This window comes from Micromonospora sp. NPDC050397 (assembly GCF_044901685.1).
Lineage (GTDB): Bacteria > Actinomycetota > Actinomycetes > Mycobacteriales > Micromonosporaceae > Micromonospora_G.
Window position 1 is genome coordinate 125841 of sequence record NZ_JBJDPS010000002.1, and the last position, 17227, is coordinate 143067.

The 17227-nt window shown below is 70.7% G+C and carries 13 protein-coding genes; 5 read left to right on the forward strand and 8 right to left on the reverse strand.

The features are described 5' to 3' along the window. Positions 1-67: 67 nt before the first annotated feature. Positions 68-928, reverse strand: a complete 861-nt coding sequence (locus ACI2K4_RS06715; protein ID WP_404509361.1) for a hypothetical protein — start codon at positions 926-928, stop codon at positions 68-70. Between the two features lies 1 nt (position 929). Next, positions 930-2174, reverse strand: coding sequence for a hypothetical protein (locus ACI2K4_RS06720; RefSeq protein ID WP_404509362.1), 1245 nt, complete (start codon positions 2172-2174; stop codon positions 930-932). A gap of 393 nt (positions 2175-2567) precedes the next feature. Between ACI2K4_RS06720 and ACI2K4_RS06725 the strand changes: the two genes are divergently transcribed. Further along, positions 2568-4241, forward strand: coding sequence for a sulfatase (locus ACI2K4_RS06725; protein WP_404509363.1), 1674 nt, complete (start codon positions 2568-2570; stop codon positions 4239-4241). A gap of 23 nt (positions 4242-4264) precedes the next feature. Then, complete coding sequence (locus ACI2K4_RS06730; protein WP_404509365.1) at positions 4265-5050, forward strand: FkbM family methyltransferase; 786 nt, start codon at positions 4265-4267, stop codon at positions 5048-5050. Positions 5051-5132: 82 nt separating this feature from the next. Here the strand turns inward: ACI2K4_RS06730 and ACI2K4_RS06735 are convergent, their stop codons facing one another. Next, positions 5133-7448, reverse strand: coding sequence for a collagen binding domain-containing protein (locus tag ACI2K4_RS06735; RefSeq protein WP_404509367.1), 2316 nt, complete (start codon positions 7446-7448; stop codon positions 5133-5135). A gap of 179 nt (positions 7449-7627) precedes the next feature. After that, positions 7628-9028 carry a DNRLRE domain-containing protein gene (locus ACI2K4_RS06740; RefSeq protein ID WP_404509368.1) on the reverse strand — a complete coding sequence of 467 codons (1401 nt, stop codon included), beginning with the start codon at positions 9026-9028 and terminating at the stop codon, positions 7628-7630. 253 nt (positions 9029-9281) lie between these two features. Here ACI2K4_RS06740 and ACI2K4_RS06745 point away from each other — a divergent pair, with 253 nt between their 5' ends. Beyond that, positions 9282-10616, forward strand: coding sequence for an MFS transporter (locus ACI2K4_RS06745; RefSeq protein WP_404509370.1), 1335 nt, complete (start codon positions 9282-9284; stop codon positions 10614-10616). After that, the gene (locus ACI2K4_RS06750; RefSeq protein ID WP_404509371.1) at positions 10613-11614 is read left to right on the forward strand and encodes a TolB family protein; all 1002 of its coding nucleotides are present in this window, start codon (positions 10613-10615) and stop codon (positions 11612-11614) included. The genes ACI2K4_RS06745 and ACI2K4_RS06750 overlap by 4 nt, the downstream gene beginning before the upstream one ends. A gap of 15 nt (positions 11615-11629) precedes the next feature. Here the strand turns inward: ACI2K4_RS06750 and ACI2K4_RS06755 are convergent, their stop codons facing one another. From ACI2K4_RS06755 to ACI2K4_RS06765, 3 genes are all read right to left on the reverse strand, one after another. Next, on the reverse strand, positions 11630-12766 hold the full coding sequence (locus tag ACI2K4_RS06755) for an ABC transporter permease (protein ID WP_404509372.1): 1137 nt from the start codon (positions 12764-12766) through the stop codon (positions 11630-11632). Further along, a complete protein-coding gene (locus ACI2K4_RS06760) occupies positions 12763-13647 on the reverse strand; it encodes an ABC transporter ATP-binding protein (RefSeq protein ID WP_404509373.1) in 885 nt (294 codons plus the stop codon). The genes ACI2K4_RS06755 and ACI2K4_RS06760 overlap by 4 nt, the downstream gene beginning before the upstream one ends. A gap of 110 nt (positions 13648-13757) precedes the next feature. Next, positions 13758-14345, reverse strand: a complete 588-nt coding sequence (locus ACI2K4_RS06765) for a TetR/AcrR family transcriptional regulator (RefSeq protein ID WP_404509375.1) — start codon at positions 14343-14345, stop codon at positions 13758-13760. Between the two features lie 355 nt (positions 14346-14700). Between ACI2K4_RS06765 and ACI2K4_RS06770 the strand changes: the two genes are divergently transcribed. Next, the gene (locus tag ACI2K4_RS06770) at positions 14701-16929 is read left to right on the forward strand and encodes an MMPL family transporter (protein WP_404509377.1); all 2229 of its coding nucleotides are present in this window, start codon (positions 14701-14703) and stop codon (positions 16927-16929) included. Between the two features lie 58 nt (positions 16930-16987). On the opposite strand, the gene ACI2K4_RS06775 is transcribed toward ACI2K4_RS06770, so the two are convergent. Further along, entirely contained in the window at positions 16988-17227 is a 240-nt protein-coding gene (locus ACI2K4_RS06775; RefSeq protein ID WP_404509378.1) for a formate dehydrogenase subunit delta, read from the reverse strand.

Consider the following 17227-nt stretch of genomic DNA (forward strand, 5'->3'; position numbering starts at 1 on the left):
CCCGGGAAGGGGACGATGCGACCCGGTGAGAGCGCGACGCCCACCGAGCGCCCCCGGACCGCCGTTGTCAGCCGGCGGCGCTGTTGAGCCGGCCCAGCCCGAGGCCCACCAGAGTCGCGATGTCGCTCGGTCGGTGTGTCACCGCCAGCCAGCCGTTCTCCTCGTCGCTCAGGCCGTTGGCCAGCCCGCTCCAGCCCGGTGCCGAGGTCAGCTCCCGCAACAGGTCGCACCCGGCGAGGAAACCCGGCTCCGGCGACGGCTCCCGCGGGTCTGGGGGCAGCCAGTCACCGTCGTCCACGCCGAGCAGCCGGGCGATGTCGGAGGTGACACCGCCGAAGCCGCCGGCCAGGTAGATCGGCTGACCGGCGCGCAGCGCGACCAGAGACTCCTCCATCAGGCCCGGGGTCGAGCCCTCGAACCCGTACCGCCGGCCACCGACGAACACCCGCCCGTGCTGCCGGTCACGCATGAAGTGCCGCAACCCGGTCAGTGCCCGGTGTCGATCCCGAGGCTCGGTCACGGGCTCGGGCGGCTCGCCCCGACCGTCCGCCGGAGCGATCGGGACACCGTTCGGATCGAGGCAGACAAGCCGTCCCACCAACCCCAGCTCCTGGCGGAACCTCTCCAGGTCGGACAGTGTCATCCGGCGGTGCTCGTGCCAGGCGAGGCAGAGTTCCAACGGCCGGTCGCGGCGGGTGTGGCGGTGCAACTCGGTGGCGACGAAGGTGGCGTAGCCATCCGGGGCGAGGCGCCCGCCGTAGAGCAGGGAGCCGCCGGTCAGCAGCACCGTCCTGGTCAGCTCGCCGAGCGCGAGCCGGAGGTGCGTTTCGAGTAGACCCAACCGGGCAAGGTCGGTGGACTCCGAGACGGAGATGCCCAGCCGTACGCCGGCCAGCGAATCGACAGGCAGGAGCGGGGTGGTCGACACGTCAGCCTCCTCGGGCCGCGAGCGAGCGGGGCGTGAGGATGTCCAGCGGTTCCTCGATCCCACTGGCCGCCGCGATCTGGTCGAGCACCAGCCGCTCGTCCGGCCCGAGAGGTGGATCGGGATGCAGGATGCGTACGGGCCCGGCCAGCGCCGACGGGTCCTTGCCGCGTACCTCCGTCAGCCACGCGGCGAACGTCGCCGGCTCCGGTGCGTGCGGTGCCCACCAGGCGACGTCGAGTTCGGAGGCGGTGTCGGTCAGATCTCGCTGTCGTAGCCAGAGCGTCCGCTTCAGACACTCGTCGACCAGCAGGTTCACCCCGCGACGGATGTCCGGCTCGAGCCACTGGCCGTGCTGACGTCGGACCGGCACCCGGGGCACGTGGTCCATCAGGAACGACCCGCGCTCCTCACCCTCGTTCAGCGCGTCCAGGATCACGATGGGCATCCCGGCGCACTTCGCGATCAGCATCTCCCGTTGACACCACGCCCGGCTCGCGTAGCGATCCGTACGGAGCGCGAGCAGCGCGCTCGACGCCGCGTTGGCCCGTAACGCGTCCCCCCAGTCCGTGCCGACCTGGAGGTCGCTGGTGGAGAAGAAGTCATCGAGCCGGGTCCCGCCGATGGTCGACCGGACCAGGCTGATCAGCTCCCGTACGGTGCTCTGCTCGCGCTGCCCCGGCTGGTTGGTGTGGCTGATGAACACCGTGAGCCGCCCACCGGCCGTGCCACCGGCGAACTGTGCGATGCCCTGGGACAGATCGCGGCAGCGACGCTCCGACTCGGGCTCGTCGGCCGGTCGCGGTCCCCGGTCGATGCCGTGGAAGCGGTTCAGCAGCCGGCCGAGTTCGGTCTCCTCGACGGCCCCCTTGTGCAGCACCAGCGGGAAGATCGCCACCCGGCCGGGGTCGCCCCGCTGGCCAGCGAGGATGTCGAGGGCGTACCGGTGCCAGGGGCCGTGGCGTGGCTCCACCGCGTGCGCGAACTCGTAGTCGAGCAGCGGTACGACCGCGGTGAACCGGGCCTGGGGCAGCCCCCGCTCCGACGGTACGCGTGGCATCGGGATCGGCCTGGGTGCGTCGTCGGGTCCGCGCCACCCGTGGTTGCGTACGTACACCTCCACCGCCCCGCCGAGCAGACCGGTGAAGCGGGAGCCGTGGAAGTGCCGTACCAGTTCGTCGGCTATCGGCTGCCCTGCGCGGTCGCCGGGGTGCCACACGACGTATATCTCCAGGACCGGCGAGAGCATTCGCTGTCCTCCGACATCTCGGTGCCGCGCGGACGCGGACATCGTGGCGAGCTGGCTGCTTGTGCTGCGACGGGATCCAGTCTGGTGGGCGTTGTCCAGCGGAGCAGGTCGGTGAAGTCCGCCGACGCCTCCCACGGTTGGTCACCGTGCGCGACGAGACAGCCGGTGTGCCAGCGATGGACCACGGCGAGTCGACGCTGTCGCGAGGCCGCGTCCACCCCAGCATCGGACCCGGGTCCCGGGTGGGGGCAGACTACGTATGCACTGTTCACGAAGCTGGGTGGCCGGATACGGGTGAAGGCCCGTTGGTCGGACCGGCACCATGTCGCGTACAGGAGGCCCTGCGGAATGTCGATCCTCACCCGCTGCCGTCAATTGGCCGGTCGGCTACACATGAACGCCAAGTCTGACACGGAGGGTCACCAGGAGCGGGCGACGTCGGTCGGCGACGCGGCTCGACCCCGCTGGCGTTTTGTGCTTGCCGGTACGACCACGGCGACCGCCTGCCTACTGGTGCTGATCGCCATCCTCGCGCCGAACCAGCTCGGCCGCCTCACCCCGTACGCCTTCGTCCGCATCCCGATCGAGGCGCTGCTCGGCACCGCGCTGCTCCTCGTCCTGCCGGCCCGGCCGAGACGGGTGGTCGCGGTGCTGGCCGGTGCGCTGCTCGGTCTGCTCCTCGTCCTGAAGATCGTCGACGTCGGGTTCTTCATGGTCCTCGCCCGCCCCTTCGACCCGATCCTCGACTGGACCTTCCTCCGGGCCGGCACGGACTTCCTCACCGAGTCGTACGGGCGGGCCGCCGCGATCGCGGCCGTGGTCGCCGCCGTGCTGCTCGTTCTCGTCGTGCTGGTTCTTGTCACCCTCGCGGTGCTGCGGGTGGCCCGGATCGTGGTCGCGCACGAGCGCACCGCCACGCGTACCGTCGCGGTCCTCACCCTGGCCTGGGCCGCCTGCGCGGTGCTCGGCGCGCACATCGTGCCGGGCGTGCCGATCGCCGCCGACACCGTGGCGAGCGCGGCCCACGACCGCGCGGTCCAGGTGCGGGCGGGTCTGCGCGACCACGAGGTGTTCGCCGCGCAGACCGCCGACGACGCGTTCCGGGACACCCCCGCCGACCGGTTGCTGACCGGGTTACGCGGAAAGGACGTGGTCGTCTCCTTCGTCGAGAGTTACGGGCGGGTCGCGGTCGAGGATCCGGAGCTCGCGCCCCGGGTCGACGCGCTGCTCGACGCCGGGACCGGCCGGTTGCGCGCGGCCGGGTTCGCCTCCCGTAGCGCCTTCCTCACCTCGCCGACGGCCGGTGGCGGTAGCTGGTTGGCGCACGCCACGCTCCTCTCCGGGGTGTGGGCCGACAACCAGCAGCGCTACAACGACCTGGTCAGGGGTGACCGGACGACGCTCAACGGCGCCTTCCGTCGCGCCGGTTGGCGGACGGTGATGATGATGCCCGCCCTGACCCAGGACTGGCCGGAGGCCGGCTTCTTCGCCTCGGACCAGATCTACGGCGCCGACGATGTCGGATACCGGGGCCCGAAGTTCAGCTTCGCCCCGATGCCCGACCAGTACACCCTCTCGGCCTTCGAGCGGCTCGAACGGAGCCGGACGGACCGGCCGCCACTGATGGCCGAGATCCCGCTCGTCTCCAGCCATGCGCCCTGGACACCGGTTCCGGAAATGGTCGACTGGGACGACGTCGGCGACGGCTCGGTCTTCGCGCCGATGGCCTCGACCGCCGACGCGGAGGACACCGAGTCGCGGGAGACCTCCCGGGTACGCGCCGACTACCGGCACTCGATCGAGTACTCGTTGAACAGCCTCATCTCCTACGTCGAGACGTACGGCGACGACAACCTGGTGCTGGTCTTCCTCGGTGACCACCAGCCCTCGCCGCTGGTGACCGGTGAGGGCGCGAGCCGGGACGTGCCGATCACGATCGTGGCCCGGGATCCGGCGGTGCTGGACCGGATTTCCGACTGGGGCTGGCAGGACGGCCTCAACCCGGACCCGAAGGCTCCGGTCTGGCCGATGGACACGTTCCGCGACCGCTTCCTGCGGGCCTTTTGACCGTTCGGTGGTAGGTTCAGCCGATGCTGAGCCGAGCCTGGGGACTGGCCCGATCGCTGATCATCTATCACGGGCAACCGAGCAAACATCGACGGGCGCTGCGGCTCTACCGCGAGTTCCTCGGGCCGGGCGACATCGGCTTCGACATCGGCGCGCACGTCGGCGGACGGGTGCGTACCTGGCGGCGGCTCGGTGCCCGGGTGGTCGCGGTCGAACCGCAGCCCGACTGCCTGCGCGTCCTGCGTCTGCTCTTCGGTCGGGACCGGGGCGTCACCATCGTGCCCGGCGCGGTCGGGGCGCGTGCCGGGCGGGCGAGTCTGGCGATGTCCACCGCCACGCCGACCGTCTCGTCCATGTCGCCGGACTGGATCAAGTCCGTCACCGCCGACCACAGCTTTTCCCGGGTGCGGTGGGACCGCTCGGTCGAGGTCGAGGTGGCGACCCTGGACGACCTCATCGCGACCCACGGCGCACCGGCCTTCTGCAAGATCGACGTGGAGGGTTTCGAGGCGGACGTGTTGGCCGGGCTGAGCCAGCCGGTGCGGGCGCTCTCCTTCGAATACCTGCCGCCGGCACACGACGCCGCGATGGCCGTACTCGACATGGTCGACCGGCTCGGGGCCACGGCCGCCGGCTACCGCTACAACTACTCGCCGGTCGAAACCATGCGGTACGCCAGCGACGGCTGGCTCGACCTGCCCGACCTGGTACGACTGCTCGAACGCTACCGTCCGCTGGGCCGCTCCGGCGACGTCTACGCCCGACTGCGCCAGCCCGGCGACGAGACCCCGGCGGACGGGACGGCCTGACGCATTTGGTGACGGTACGCGGGAGGGGCACCCGTCGGGTGCCCCTCCACTGGTGTGACGTGCTGGTTCTGCGTCGGGCCGGTCAGCTCGCCGGGTAGACGATCTGCACGTTGCCGGAGCGGGGGACGGTGACCAGCGTGGCGCTGGCGAAGTCCGTACCGCCGTACCAGCGTCCACTGAACTCGATCTTGACCTTCTGTGAACCGATCACCGGGATCTGCACCCCGGCCGCGAAGGTCTGGCTGTCGACCACCGCGATCGGGTCCCGGGTGACCGAGTTGCGGATCACGGCCCGGTCCCAGCCGGACGCGCCGGGCACCGTGATCGTCATGGTCGCGCCCTGCTTGAGCTGGTAGTCGAAGACCGTGGGTGTGCCCACGCCCACCGGCACGAGCTGCGCGTTGAGCCGGTTCCCGACCCCGCCGCTCCACTGGATCGCGTGGTCGGCGGCCTCGAACTGCAACGGCCACTGGTACGGCCCGAGCCAGTCGATCCGGTACGTGCCGTCGGCGGCGACCGGCGAATAACGGGTGTCGACACCGGCGCCGACATCCGGACCGACGATGCCGACCGATCCGTCCCGCGCGGGGAGGCCGTCGGTGCCGGTCACCTTTCCGGTGACGACGCCCCGCGGGTCCAGCTTGATCGTCGGTACGGACTTGCTGGCGCCCGCCTCGACGGTCACCCGACGGGCCGCGCCCTGGTCCCCGGTGCCGCCGTCCAGCCCGACCCACTGCGCGCCGTACGGGCTGTTCCCCTTGGGCAGGACAAAGAGGTTGTAGGTGCCGGGGTCGGACACTCGCAAGCTGATCGCTCCGGTGGAGTCGGTGAGGTCGCCGCAACCGTCCGGCAGCGAGAAGGTCTTCACTGGCCGGGCGAACACGCACATCCCCGCCACCGGTGCGCCGGTGGCCCGGTCGGTGACCTTGGTGGTGATGGTGGCGAGCCGGCTGAGGGTGAGCTGTACCTCGCTCTGCTCTCCCGCGACCACGGTCACGGTCGCGGCCCGGTCCTCGTAGCGGTAACCCGCCGCGTAGGCCGAGACGGTGTGCGTGCCGATCGGCACGTCGGACAGGATGGCGCTGCCGCTGGTCGCCTCGCCCGACGTGTTACCGATCGATGCGGAGAACCGGCTGATCGGCGCACCGGTCACACTGTCCTTGGCGGTCACCCGTACGGTCCCGGTGGGGAGCCGACTGTCGTTGACCGTGGTGGTCTGGTCCGCCGTCACCGTGATCGGGTCGGCTGCCTCCTGGGTCAGCTTGCCGTAGGCGTACTGGCTGAGATTGGTCTGCCAGTGGTAGAACGACACCTGGTAGCTACCCGGGAAGATTCCGTCGATCCGGTAGTCGCCGTCGGCCGAGGTGTAGGCGGTGACGAAGTCGTCGGTACCCGACAGTTGCACCTGCACGTCGCCCATGCCGTGACCTGCCTGGTCGGTGAACCGGCCGGCGATCGAGCCGGTCGGCAGGAACCGCTCGTCGATCGTGGTGGACGAGCCGGCGGTCACGTCGTACACGCGGGCGTCATCCCGGCCGTGGGACTGCGGTGCCCACTGCCGGACCCCGGACGACTGCTCGAAGTAGACCCGGTAGCCACCCGGCACCAGGTCGGTGAGCTGGTACGCGCCGGAGTCGTCGGTGGTGGCGTACCCGAAGTTCTCGTTGCTCTCGGCGCCGACCCGGAATCCGGCGGCCGGGGAGCCGTCCGCCCGGGTCAGCTTGCCGGTGATCGTCCCGGTGCCGATCCTGACGTCGTTGACCGTCGCCGTCTGCCCGACGGCGACCTGGATCGGGGTCGCCCGGTCCTCGGTCGCGGCGCCGTACGCCCACTGTCGGCCGTTGCCGAAGAAGAACTCGACCCGGTAGGTGCCCGGCCACGCGTTGAGCGTGTAGGCGCCGTTGACGTCGGTGTTCAGGCCGACCTCGACGCCGTTGCCGTCGAAGGGGCGAGCGCTGACCCAGGCGCTGACGCCGTTGCCGGCAGGGTCGGTGAAGCGGCCGGTGATGGTGCCGGTCGGTAGCAGCGAGTCGTCGGCCACGGTCCGTCCGTCCGCCGCGACGGAGAACAGGGTGGCCGCCTCCTCGTCGATCTTGCCCGGGATGTACTGGCGTGGGCCGCCCCGTGGCTCGACCGTGAGCCGGTACGCGGACTCCGCGACCGGGACGCCCGTCAATTCGTACTGCCCTGAGGCATTGGTGGTGGTGGCGTCGTTGAAGCTGCCGTCCGCGGAACTCACATAGACCGTGACGTCGGATGCCGGAGCGCCGTTGCCGGTGATCGTGCCGGCGATGGTGCCGGTCGCGACCGCCGCCTGCGCTGGTGCGCCCACCGACAGGGTCGCGACGAGCGCCGCGACGACCACCGTACCGAGCCCACGCAGATGTGATCTGCTCATACTCTTCCTCTGGGGGTGAAAGGGGAAAGGGCATGGGGTTCTGACTGATCTTCGAATCCCCGTTGCCGGCACCATAGTCGAGCCCTACGACAGTGGACACCGAAATACATCTCTCCGAGTCGTCCACCGGCGTCCCGGCCGCCGGCGGTACCGGCGGCGGCCGGGACTAGCTGTGGTGCTCAGTGGCAGGCGTTCGTGCCACTGTCGTTGTACGTCTTGCCGGACTCCGGCACGAACTGCCAGTCGTAACTGTTCGCGTGCAGCGTGAACTTCAGTACGCCGAACGTGTCGCTGTTGCGCGCCTCGCTGTTGGCCTGGATGGTGCCGAAGCCGTAGTGGTCGGCGCCGCCCATGCCGGCGACGAAGGAGCGCACGCCACGGGTGGTGTCCCGGGTGCCGGCCGGGTTCATCGGGGCGAACCGCTCGTACTGGTGGTTGTGCCCGGTGACAACAACGTCGGCATTGTGGTCGTACAGGGCCTGGAAGAGCGGGCGGGTGGAGGTGGACGGGGCGTGGTTGGCGCCCGAGGTGAACAACGGGTGGTGCCAGTACGCCAGCGTGCACGCCTTCGGGTTGGCGGCCAGGTCGTTGCGCAGCCACTGCTCCTGGGCCGAACCGGCGGACATGCTGATGTTGGAGTTCAACGACACGATGTGCCAGTTGCCCAGGTTGTAGGAGTAGTAGCCCTGGCCGGACGGTCCGGCCACGGATCCGAAGTAGTTGTAGTAGCCGGAGGCACCCGACGTGTTGTAGTCGTGGTTGCCCGGCGACGGCCGGGTACGCGCCTTGTGGCGGCCCCAGGTCGGCTGGTAGTAGCTGTTGAACTCGGACGCGGTGCCGTTGCTGTAGACGTTGTCGCCGGTGGTGAAGACGGTCCCGGAGATGTTGTCGAGCAGCGCGGCGGTGGCGGTGTCGCCGGAGCCGGAGGTGGCGATGTCACCCGCGCCGACCAGGACCGGGTCACCCGAGGGCGGCGCGGTGGTGGCGGTCGGGGTCGGGTTCGAGGTGCCGGTCGTGATGACGAGCTGCGGTGCGTCGGCCCCGCTCTCCCGGCTGTCGTAGTAGGCACCGTCGGTGCTGGTGGACGAGGCACCGAAGCTGAACGTGCCGTTGCCCTTCACCACGGCGGCGACGTTCACCTCGTACCAGCCGTTGGCGGTGACCGACCCGATCGAGCCGACCGAGGCGCCGTCGATGGCGGGCTGGTTGTTCCAGGTCGTACCGGTCTCCGACCAGGTGTTGCTGGAGACCACCTTGAACGCGCCGCCGTTGTTGCTGCCGTCGTTGCCGCTGATCGTGCGCAGCCGCAGCTTCGCGCCGGTCACCGTGCCGCTCACACCGGTCACGGTGAAGCGCAGGAACATCCGGCGTACGGGGGAGTTGTCGACGGTGATCTGGTTCGACGTGCCGTAGCCGGTCGTCGGCGTGTCCTGCTGGACGTACGTGTCGGCGACCGGGGTGAAGGTGGAGGTCGCGGCGGCGGCCGGTCCGGTCGCCGTGAGCAGCGCCGTGGCGGTGGCCGCGACCAGGACCACCGCTGTGCCAGCGGTCAGTCCGAGTCGAATGTGGCGGGTACCCATCCGATGTTCCCTTCGTGTGGAGTGGGGTGGGGCGGTCGGAATCTAGGGAATTGAAGGGAACGGGACGTCCGCATCCGGGTGAACTTTCAGGTGCACAGTGGGCATAGCCGCCGATGACACGAATTGTTCATCGATCACATACCTGGCCGGTGTCTGGCACGGGTTGTACCTCCGTCGAGCCGGATAGACCCTGGTGCACCGGCGACGCCGACCGGCGTCCGTACGAACAGACGCGGGTGGAGGTGCGGGACTCTTGTACCTGTCGACCATCGACCGACCCGGGACCGGGGACGAGCCGCCGGCCGAGGCACAGGGGGCACCGACCGACCGGCAGCGGCGCCGTCGCCGGCTCGCCCTGGTCAGCGGCAACGTCGTCGCCCTCGGTACGGTCAGTCTGATCACCGACGTCTCCTCGGAGATGGTCAGCGCCGTACTCCCGCTCTACCTGGTGCTGGGACTACAGCTCAGCCCGCTCGCGTACGGCGTGGTCGACGGCGTCTACACCGGAGCGACGGCGGTGCTGCGTGTCGTCGGCGGCTACCTCGCCGACCGGATCCGTGCCCGCAAGCTGATGGCGGGCATCGGGTACGCGCTCTCCGCCGTCGCGAAACTGGGCCTGATCGCCGCCGGTCGGTCGATGGCGGCGATCGGGTTCGTGATCGCCGTGGACCGGATGGGCAAGGGCATCCGCACCGCCCCCCGGGACGCGCTCATCACCGCCTCCACCCCGCCCGACGCGCTCGGTCGGGCGTTCGGCGTACACCGGACCATGGACGCCGTCGGGGCCTTCCTCGGACCGCTGGTCGCGCTCGCGGTGCTGGCCGCAGCCGGGCAGTCGTACGACGCGGTCTTTGTCACCAGCTTCTGCCTGGCCTCGCTCGCCGTGGTGGTCCTGGTCCTGTTCGTACGTGACCACCGCCCGCCGGCACCGGCCGCCGCCACCGCGCCCGCCGATGCGGCTGGGACGCGCCCGCCGACGGTGACCGTGCGCGAGGCGTTGGCGCTGCTGCGCGCCCGACCCGTCCGCCGGCTCACCGTGGCGGCCGGGCTGCTCGGCCTCGCCACCATCGGCGACGGCTTTGTCTATTTGCTGCTGCAACGCCGGGAGGAACTGAGCGTGGTCTGGTTTCCGCTGCTGGCGGTCGGCACCAGCCTGGCCTACCTGCTGCTGGCGGCACCGCTGGGCGTGCTGGCCGACCGCTTCGGCCGGCTGACCGTGATGATCGCCGGGTACGTCGCGCTGACCGTGACGTACCTGCTGCTCTTCGGGCCGGTGGGCGGTTGGCCGCTGCTCGGCCTGGCGCTCGCCCTGTACGGGTTCTTCTACGCGGCCACCGACGGCATCCTGATGGCACTGGCCGGGCCGGTGCTGCCGGAACGGCTGCGCGCCACCGGGATCGCGCTGGTGCAGACCGGGCAGGCGCTGGCGTACCTGGTCTCGTCGGTCCTGTTCGGCCTCGCCTGGCAGACCTGGGGGCCGGCGGTGGCGAGCCGGGTCGCGGCGGCCTGCGTGGGCGTGGCGGTGGTCGCCACCCTCGTCCTGCTCGGCACCGAACCGTCGCTGCGTCGTGCGCGGGTGGCCTCGTGAGCGCGCTCACCGCCCGGGGTCGGATCGTGGTGGCCTCGGTCAGCGCGGTGGTGCTCGCCGCGGTGGCGGTCGGCTACATCCGGTTCGCCGCCGGCCGGGGCTCGGCCGACCCGACCGTGCCGACCTCGGCCCACGGGGAGCCACTGGACCTGCGGCCGGGGCCACGGCTGCTCACCGTCACCGACCGGCACCTCGCCACGGTGCCGGCCGACGATCCCACGGGCGAGCGGACCATCTCCGACGTCGAGTGCGTACGGGCGTACGCCGCCGCCGGCACCGGTGTGTGCCTGCGGCCCGAGTCGCAGTGGGCGTACCGGCTGGTGGTGCTCGACGAGCGGCTTCGGGAGACCCGCTCGTTCGCGATCCCGGGCCTGCCGAACCGGGCCCGGGTCTCGGCCAGCGGACGCATGGTCGGCTGGACGACGTTTGTCGGCGGCGACTCGTACAACAGCGGTGGCTTCTCCACCCGCACCGGGATTCTGGACACCCGAACCGGCACGCTGGTCAGCTCGCTGGAGGAGTTCGCGGTGACCCGGGACGGGCGGTCCTTCCGCTCGGTCGACGCGAACTTCTGGGGCGTGACGTTCACCCGCGACGACAACGCCTTCTACGCCACCATGTCGGCCGGTGGGCGGCGCTACCTGATCCAGGGCGACTTCGCGGCGCGTACGGCCCGCACGCTGAAGGAGAACGTCGAGTGCCCGTCGCTGTCGCCGGACGGCACCAGGATCGCGTACAAGTCCGCGGTCGACGGTGACCCGACGAAGGGCTGGCGGCTCAGCGTGCTCGACCTGGCCACCATGGCGACCACCCCGCTGGCGGAGACGAACAGCGTGGACGACCAGGCGGCCTGGCTGGACGACTCGACCGTCGCGTACACGCTGCGGCAGGCCGATGGCCGGCCGGACGTCTGGTCGGTCCCGGCGGACGGGGCGGGAACACCCCGGCTGCTGGTGCCGGAGGCGGAGTCGCCGGCCACCCTCGTCCCGGCCGGCTGACCCCGCCCCGATCCGTCAGTTGCCCCGGTTGCGCCAGGCGGCGGCCAGCGAGGTCCGACCGTTGGTACGCAACAGCGAACCCTCGTACAGGCGGGCGGCGAGCAGCACCACCGCCACCGCCGAGGCGAGCAGGACCACCAGCGCCACCACCGGTTCCCAGGACGCCGCCTCGCCGAGGAAGAGCCGTACCGGCATGGCCGTCGGGGCCGAGAACGGAAGGTACGACAGCACGGTCATCAGGGTGTTGTTGTCGTTGCCGAAGACGACCGCGAAGAACGGCACCAGGATCAGCATCTGCACCGGCATCGACACCGAGCCGATGTCCTCCTGCCGGCTGACCAGCGCCCCGGCTACCGCCCAGATCGCCGCCAGCAGCACGAACCCGACCACGAAGAACGGGACGAACCAGCCGATCGCAGGACCGAGCTGGGACATGATCGTGCCGCTGTCGGTGACCGTCATGCCGACCAGGGCGGCGATCGCGATCAGCACGATCTGCCCGATCGCCAGGGTGCTGGCCGCGATCACCTTGCCGGCCAGCAGCGCGCGTACGGGCACCGTGGCGACCAGGATCTCCACGATCCGGGTCTGCTTCTCCTCGGTCACGCTCTGCGCGATCTGCACGCCGAAGGTCATCGAGGTGAAGAAGAAGATCATGCCGAAGGCGATCGGGATCAGCGCCCGTACCACCGGGTCCACCGCGAGCGGGTCGAGCAGTTCGACCGGGGGAGCACTGCTCAACGCGCTGACCACGTCGCTCGGCGCGTCGTCCAGCGCCAGCACCCGCAGCCCGGTCGGGTCCACCACAACCGCCGCGTCGACCTCCTCGTCCAGCACCAGGGCCCGCGCCGCCTGCTCGTCGGCGACCGTCGTCACCTCGAGCCCGGCCCGGTCGAGCGCCTCGGCGGCCTGGGCCCCGACCACCGCCACGCTCGACGGACCGCCGCCGAGCAGCGCCGGCAGTACGGTCGCGGCGATCGTGATGAACAGGAAGAACACCGTGCTGAACAGGAACGCCTTGTCCCGCAGCTTGGTGCTGATCTCGCGGCCGGCGACCAAACCGACGGCCTGCCAGTACGAGGTGGTGGCCCGGGGCGCGTCGGTGTCGGTGGTCGGACCGTCGGACGGCCGGGTCTGGTTGGTCAGCGTCATCGTGCGATCTCCCGGAAGATTTCGGCGAGGGTGGGGACGATCGGGCGGAACGCGCGTACCGGCTCCCGTTCCAGGGCCCGGCGCAGGACCTCCTGGTCGTCCGTGGGCGGGTTGATGTCGACGACCGCCCGTGCCCCGTCGAGGTCGACGACGGTGACGCCGGGCAGCTCCCGTACCCATCCGGCGTCGGTCTCCACGACCAGTTCGTAGCGCGGCGAGGCGTGCTCGCGGCGCAGGTCGGCGCGGCTGCCGGCGGCCCGGATGACACCGTCCGCGATGATCACCAGGTCGTCGCAGAGCCGTTCCACGACGTCGAGTTGGTGACTGGAGAAGAGGACCGGTACGCCCCGCGCGGCCCGTTCCCGCAGCACCCGGACGATCACGTCGACCGCGATCGGGTCGAGCCCGGAGAACGGCTCGTCCAGGACCAGCATGATCGGGTCGTGCACCAGCGCGGCGGCGATCTGGGCCCGCTGCTGGTTGCCGAGCGAGAGGGTGTCCAGGGCGTCCCCGGCCCGTTCGGTCAGTCCCACCTGCTCCAGCAGGTCGTCGCTGCTGCGCCGGGCCGCCGGGGCGCTCATCCCGTGCAGCCGGCCCAGGTAGACGAGCTGCTCGCGGACCTTCATCTTCGGATACAGGCCACGCTCCTCGGGCATGTATCCGAAGCTCTGGCGCATGCTCCGGGTGAGCGGCTCGCCGTGCCAGGTCACCTCGCCCGAATCGGCTGCGAGCACGCCGAGGATGATGCGCATCGACGTGGTCTTACCGGCGCCGTTCGCGCCGACAAAACCGGTCATCCGGCCCGCCTCGATGGCGAACGATATGTCGTGCAACACCCGCCGGTCACCGAACGTCCGGCTCACGGACGCGACGCGGAGCATGCGGCCTCCCTCTGCTTCGTCGATCCCCGGGCCGGCGGCCCGGGCGATCTCCCGCTGAGCGTAGGTGCAATCGTCCGCCGTCAGCGTCCGACGCCGGCGGTTGGCGCGGCTCAGGCCGTCCGGGGGCGGCGTAGGCCGAGGATCTTCCGGCCGACGTCGAGCAGCAACTCGCGCAGGGTCTCGTCGTCGAGTTCGCGCAGCTCCGGCGTTGACGCCGCCATGACGATGCCGAGCAGCGCCACCTGGCCGTTCACCTGTCGGGTCGGTCCGGTGAGGTGGCTGGCGAGCAGTTCGCGCGGCTGTTCCAGCAGGATCGCGGCGTTCTGTTCGTCCTTGAGGTGCGGCTTCACCGCCGGGTCGGTCTGGAGCAGGGTGATCAGCGCCCGGTGCTTGAGGGCGAGATCCACCCAGCCGGTCAGCATCCGCTCGGCCCGCGCGGTCGCCGTACGCTGCGCCGAAGCCGCCTCGATCACCTCTCGTACGTCGTCGAGTGCCGGTCGGACCACCGCCGCGAGGATCTCGTCGCGGGTCTTGAAGTGGTGGTAGACGGCCGCCTTCGTGACGCTCAACTGGTCGGCGATCATCTGTAGCGACGTGCCGGCGAAGCCACAGTGGGTGAACAGGTCCAGTGCGGCGTCGAGCAGCCGGGCACGGGTGCCCTCGGTGGGAACCGGCGCACGCGACGGAGTCGAGGTCATGTCTCCTCCTCGAAGTGCTCGGCAGAACGCGGCCCTAAGCCTAGCCTGCCGCTCAGCAGGCTCTCAGCTTGTCGATCGGCAGGGAGGTGGCCCGCTCGCCGGCCGAGAATCACTTGCCGATCGGCAGGACGATAGCTTGCCGATCGGCAAGGTGCCAGCTAGTCGATCGTAAGGTTCATCACTTGCCGATCGGCTAGTGCGCTCCTTGCCGATCGGCTAGCTTCAGAGCCTACCGGCGACACCGTGCCAGCGTCTTTCCCGCTGATCCGACGAGGGCGCCCGCCGGCCGCGTACGACGCCTTGCTGCCGCGAGGGCACAAGGACGACATCCCCATCTGTCTCAGGAGTGGATCTCGTGGCAACGTTTCTCTACCGGATAGGCCGGTTCTCGTACCGTCGGCGATGGCTGGTGACCGGGCTCTGGGTCCTGGTGCTGGCGCTGTTCGGCGTCGGCGCGGCAACGCTCTCCGGCACCATGTCCAACTCGTTCAGCATCCCCGGCACCGAGGCGCAGCGCGCGATCGAACACCTGGCCGAGCGGTTCCCGCAGGCGAACGCCAGCGGCGCCACCGCCCGGGTGGTCTTCCGGGCACCCGAGGGGCAGACGTTGACCGACCCGGTCAACCGCGCGGCCGTCGACGACGTGCTCGGCGAGTTGGCCGGGGCGTCGAAGGTGGTCGAGGTGGTCGACCCGTTCCAGGTGAACGCCATCTCACCGGACGGCCGGTACGCGGTCGCCCAGGCCCGGTACGCCGTACAGGGTCCGGCCCTGGAGACGGCGGACCGGGAGGCGCTGACGCGGACCGCCGAGGTCGGCCGCGCGGCCGGGCTGACCGTCGAGATAGGCGGCGACGCGTTGCAGACCTCGCCCGAGACGGGCGTGGGCGAGGTGATCGGCATCGTCATCGCCGCCGTCGTGCTGGCGATCACCTTCGGCTCCCTGCTCGCCGCCGGCCTGCCGCTGCTCACCGCGCTGGTCGGGGTCCTGGTCGGACTGGCCGGCATCGCCCTGGCCAGCGGGTTCGTCGACATCAACACCAACAGCACGATCCTCGCGCTGATGCTCGGCATCGCCGTCGGCATCGACTACGCGCTGTTCATCGTCTCCCGTTACCGGCACGAGGTCGCGGTCCGCAAGGACCCGGTGGAGGCCGCCGGCCGGGCGGTCGGCACCGCCGGCTCGGCGGTCGCCTTCGCCGGCCTGACCGTGATCATCGCGCTGGCCGGGCTCTCCGTCGTCGGCATCCCGGTGCTCCGCTCGATGGGGCTGGCCGCCGCCGCCACCGTGGCGGTGGCGGTCCTGGTCGCGCTCACCCTGCTGCCGGCGCTGCTCGGCTTCGCCGGTCGCCGGGTCACCTCGGGTCGCCTGCTCACCTCGCGGCGGCGGGTCCGTGACCCGGAGTCCGACCTCGGTCCGGCACCGATGGGCGAGCGCTGGGCCCGGTTCGTCACCCGCCGCCGGGTGCCGGTGCTGGTCCTCGCCGTGCTCGGGCTGGCGCTGGTCGCGGTGCCCGCAGCCGATCTGCGCCTCGGTTTCCCGGACGACGGTACGGCCCCCGCCGACACCACCCAGCACCGGGCGTACGGGCTGCTCAACGTCGGGTTCGGCCCCGGCTTCAACGGTCCGCTGACGGTGGTGGTGGACGCGGGTGGCGGCGACGTCGACGCGGCGGCGGCGCAGGCGAGCAGCACCATCAAGGGGCTGCCCAACGTCGTCTCGGTCGGCCCACCCGTGGTCAGCCCCGACGGCGGCACCGCCCTGCTCAGCGTCGTACCGGGCACCGGCCCCAACGACGAGGCCACCACCGACCTGGTCCACGACATCCGCGAGCACCAGGCGGCCCTGCGGGCCGACACCGGCGCCGAGGTCTCCGTCACCGGGGCAACCGCGGTCAACATCGACGCCGCCGCCCGGATCAACGACGCGTTCCTGCCCTACCTGGGTCTGGTCGTCGGCCTGGCGTTCCTGATCCTGCTGGTGATGTTCCGTTCCGTCCTGGTCCCACTGAAGGCGACCCTGGGCTTCCTGCTCAGCGTCGGTGCCACCTTCGGTGCCCTGGTCGCGGTCTTCCAGTGGGGCTGGCTGGGTTCGCTGTTCGGCATCGAGCAGACGTCACCGATCGGCTCCATCGTGCCGGTGCTGCTGATCGGCATCCTGTTCGGCCTGGCCATGGACTACCAGGTCTTCCTGGTCACCCGGATGCGGGAGGACCACGTGCACGGGCGGTCGGCCCAGGAGGCGATCGTCACCGGCTTCCGCCACGGTGCCCGGGTGGTCACCGCCGCCGCGATCATCATGATCAGCGTCTTCGGCGGGTTCATCTTCGGCGACCAGGTGATGATCCAGTCGATCGGCTTCGCGCTTGCCTTCGGCGTGCTCGTGGACGCCTTTGTCGTCCGGATGACGATCGTCCCGGCGGTGATGTCGCTGCTGGACCGGGCCGCCTGGTGGCTGCCCCGCTGGTTGGGCCGGATCCTGCCGGTGGTCGACGTCGAGGGCGAACGGCTGGCACTCCGCTCCGACCAGCCCGTTCACCCGGACCCGGCCGTCGAGCCGGAACTGAGTGGGGCCGGCGCCCGGTAGGACGTACGCGGAAGGCGCGCGAACCTGGACCGGGGTTCGCGCGCCTTCCGCCATCGGGTTATGCCGGTGGGACGCGGTGTTTCTCGGCGAGCAGTCGGGCCGCCGCGAGCGCCAGCGGGTCGAAGCCGTCGGGTTCCGTCTCCACCCGGTGGTCGAGGTCGGCCCGCATCCGTGGGTCCCAGAACAGGCGGATGTGTTCGGCGATCTCCGTCGCCGCCCGCTCCGCCGGTACGTGGTGGAAGTGCACCGCGATCTCGTTGGCCAGCCGTACCGCGGGTGGGGTGAGCTGCTGTGACAT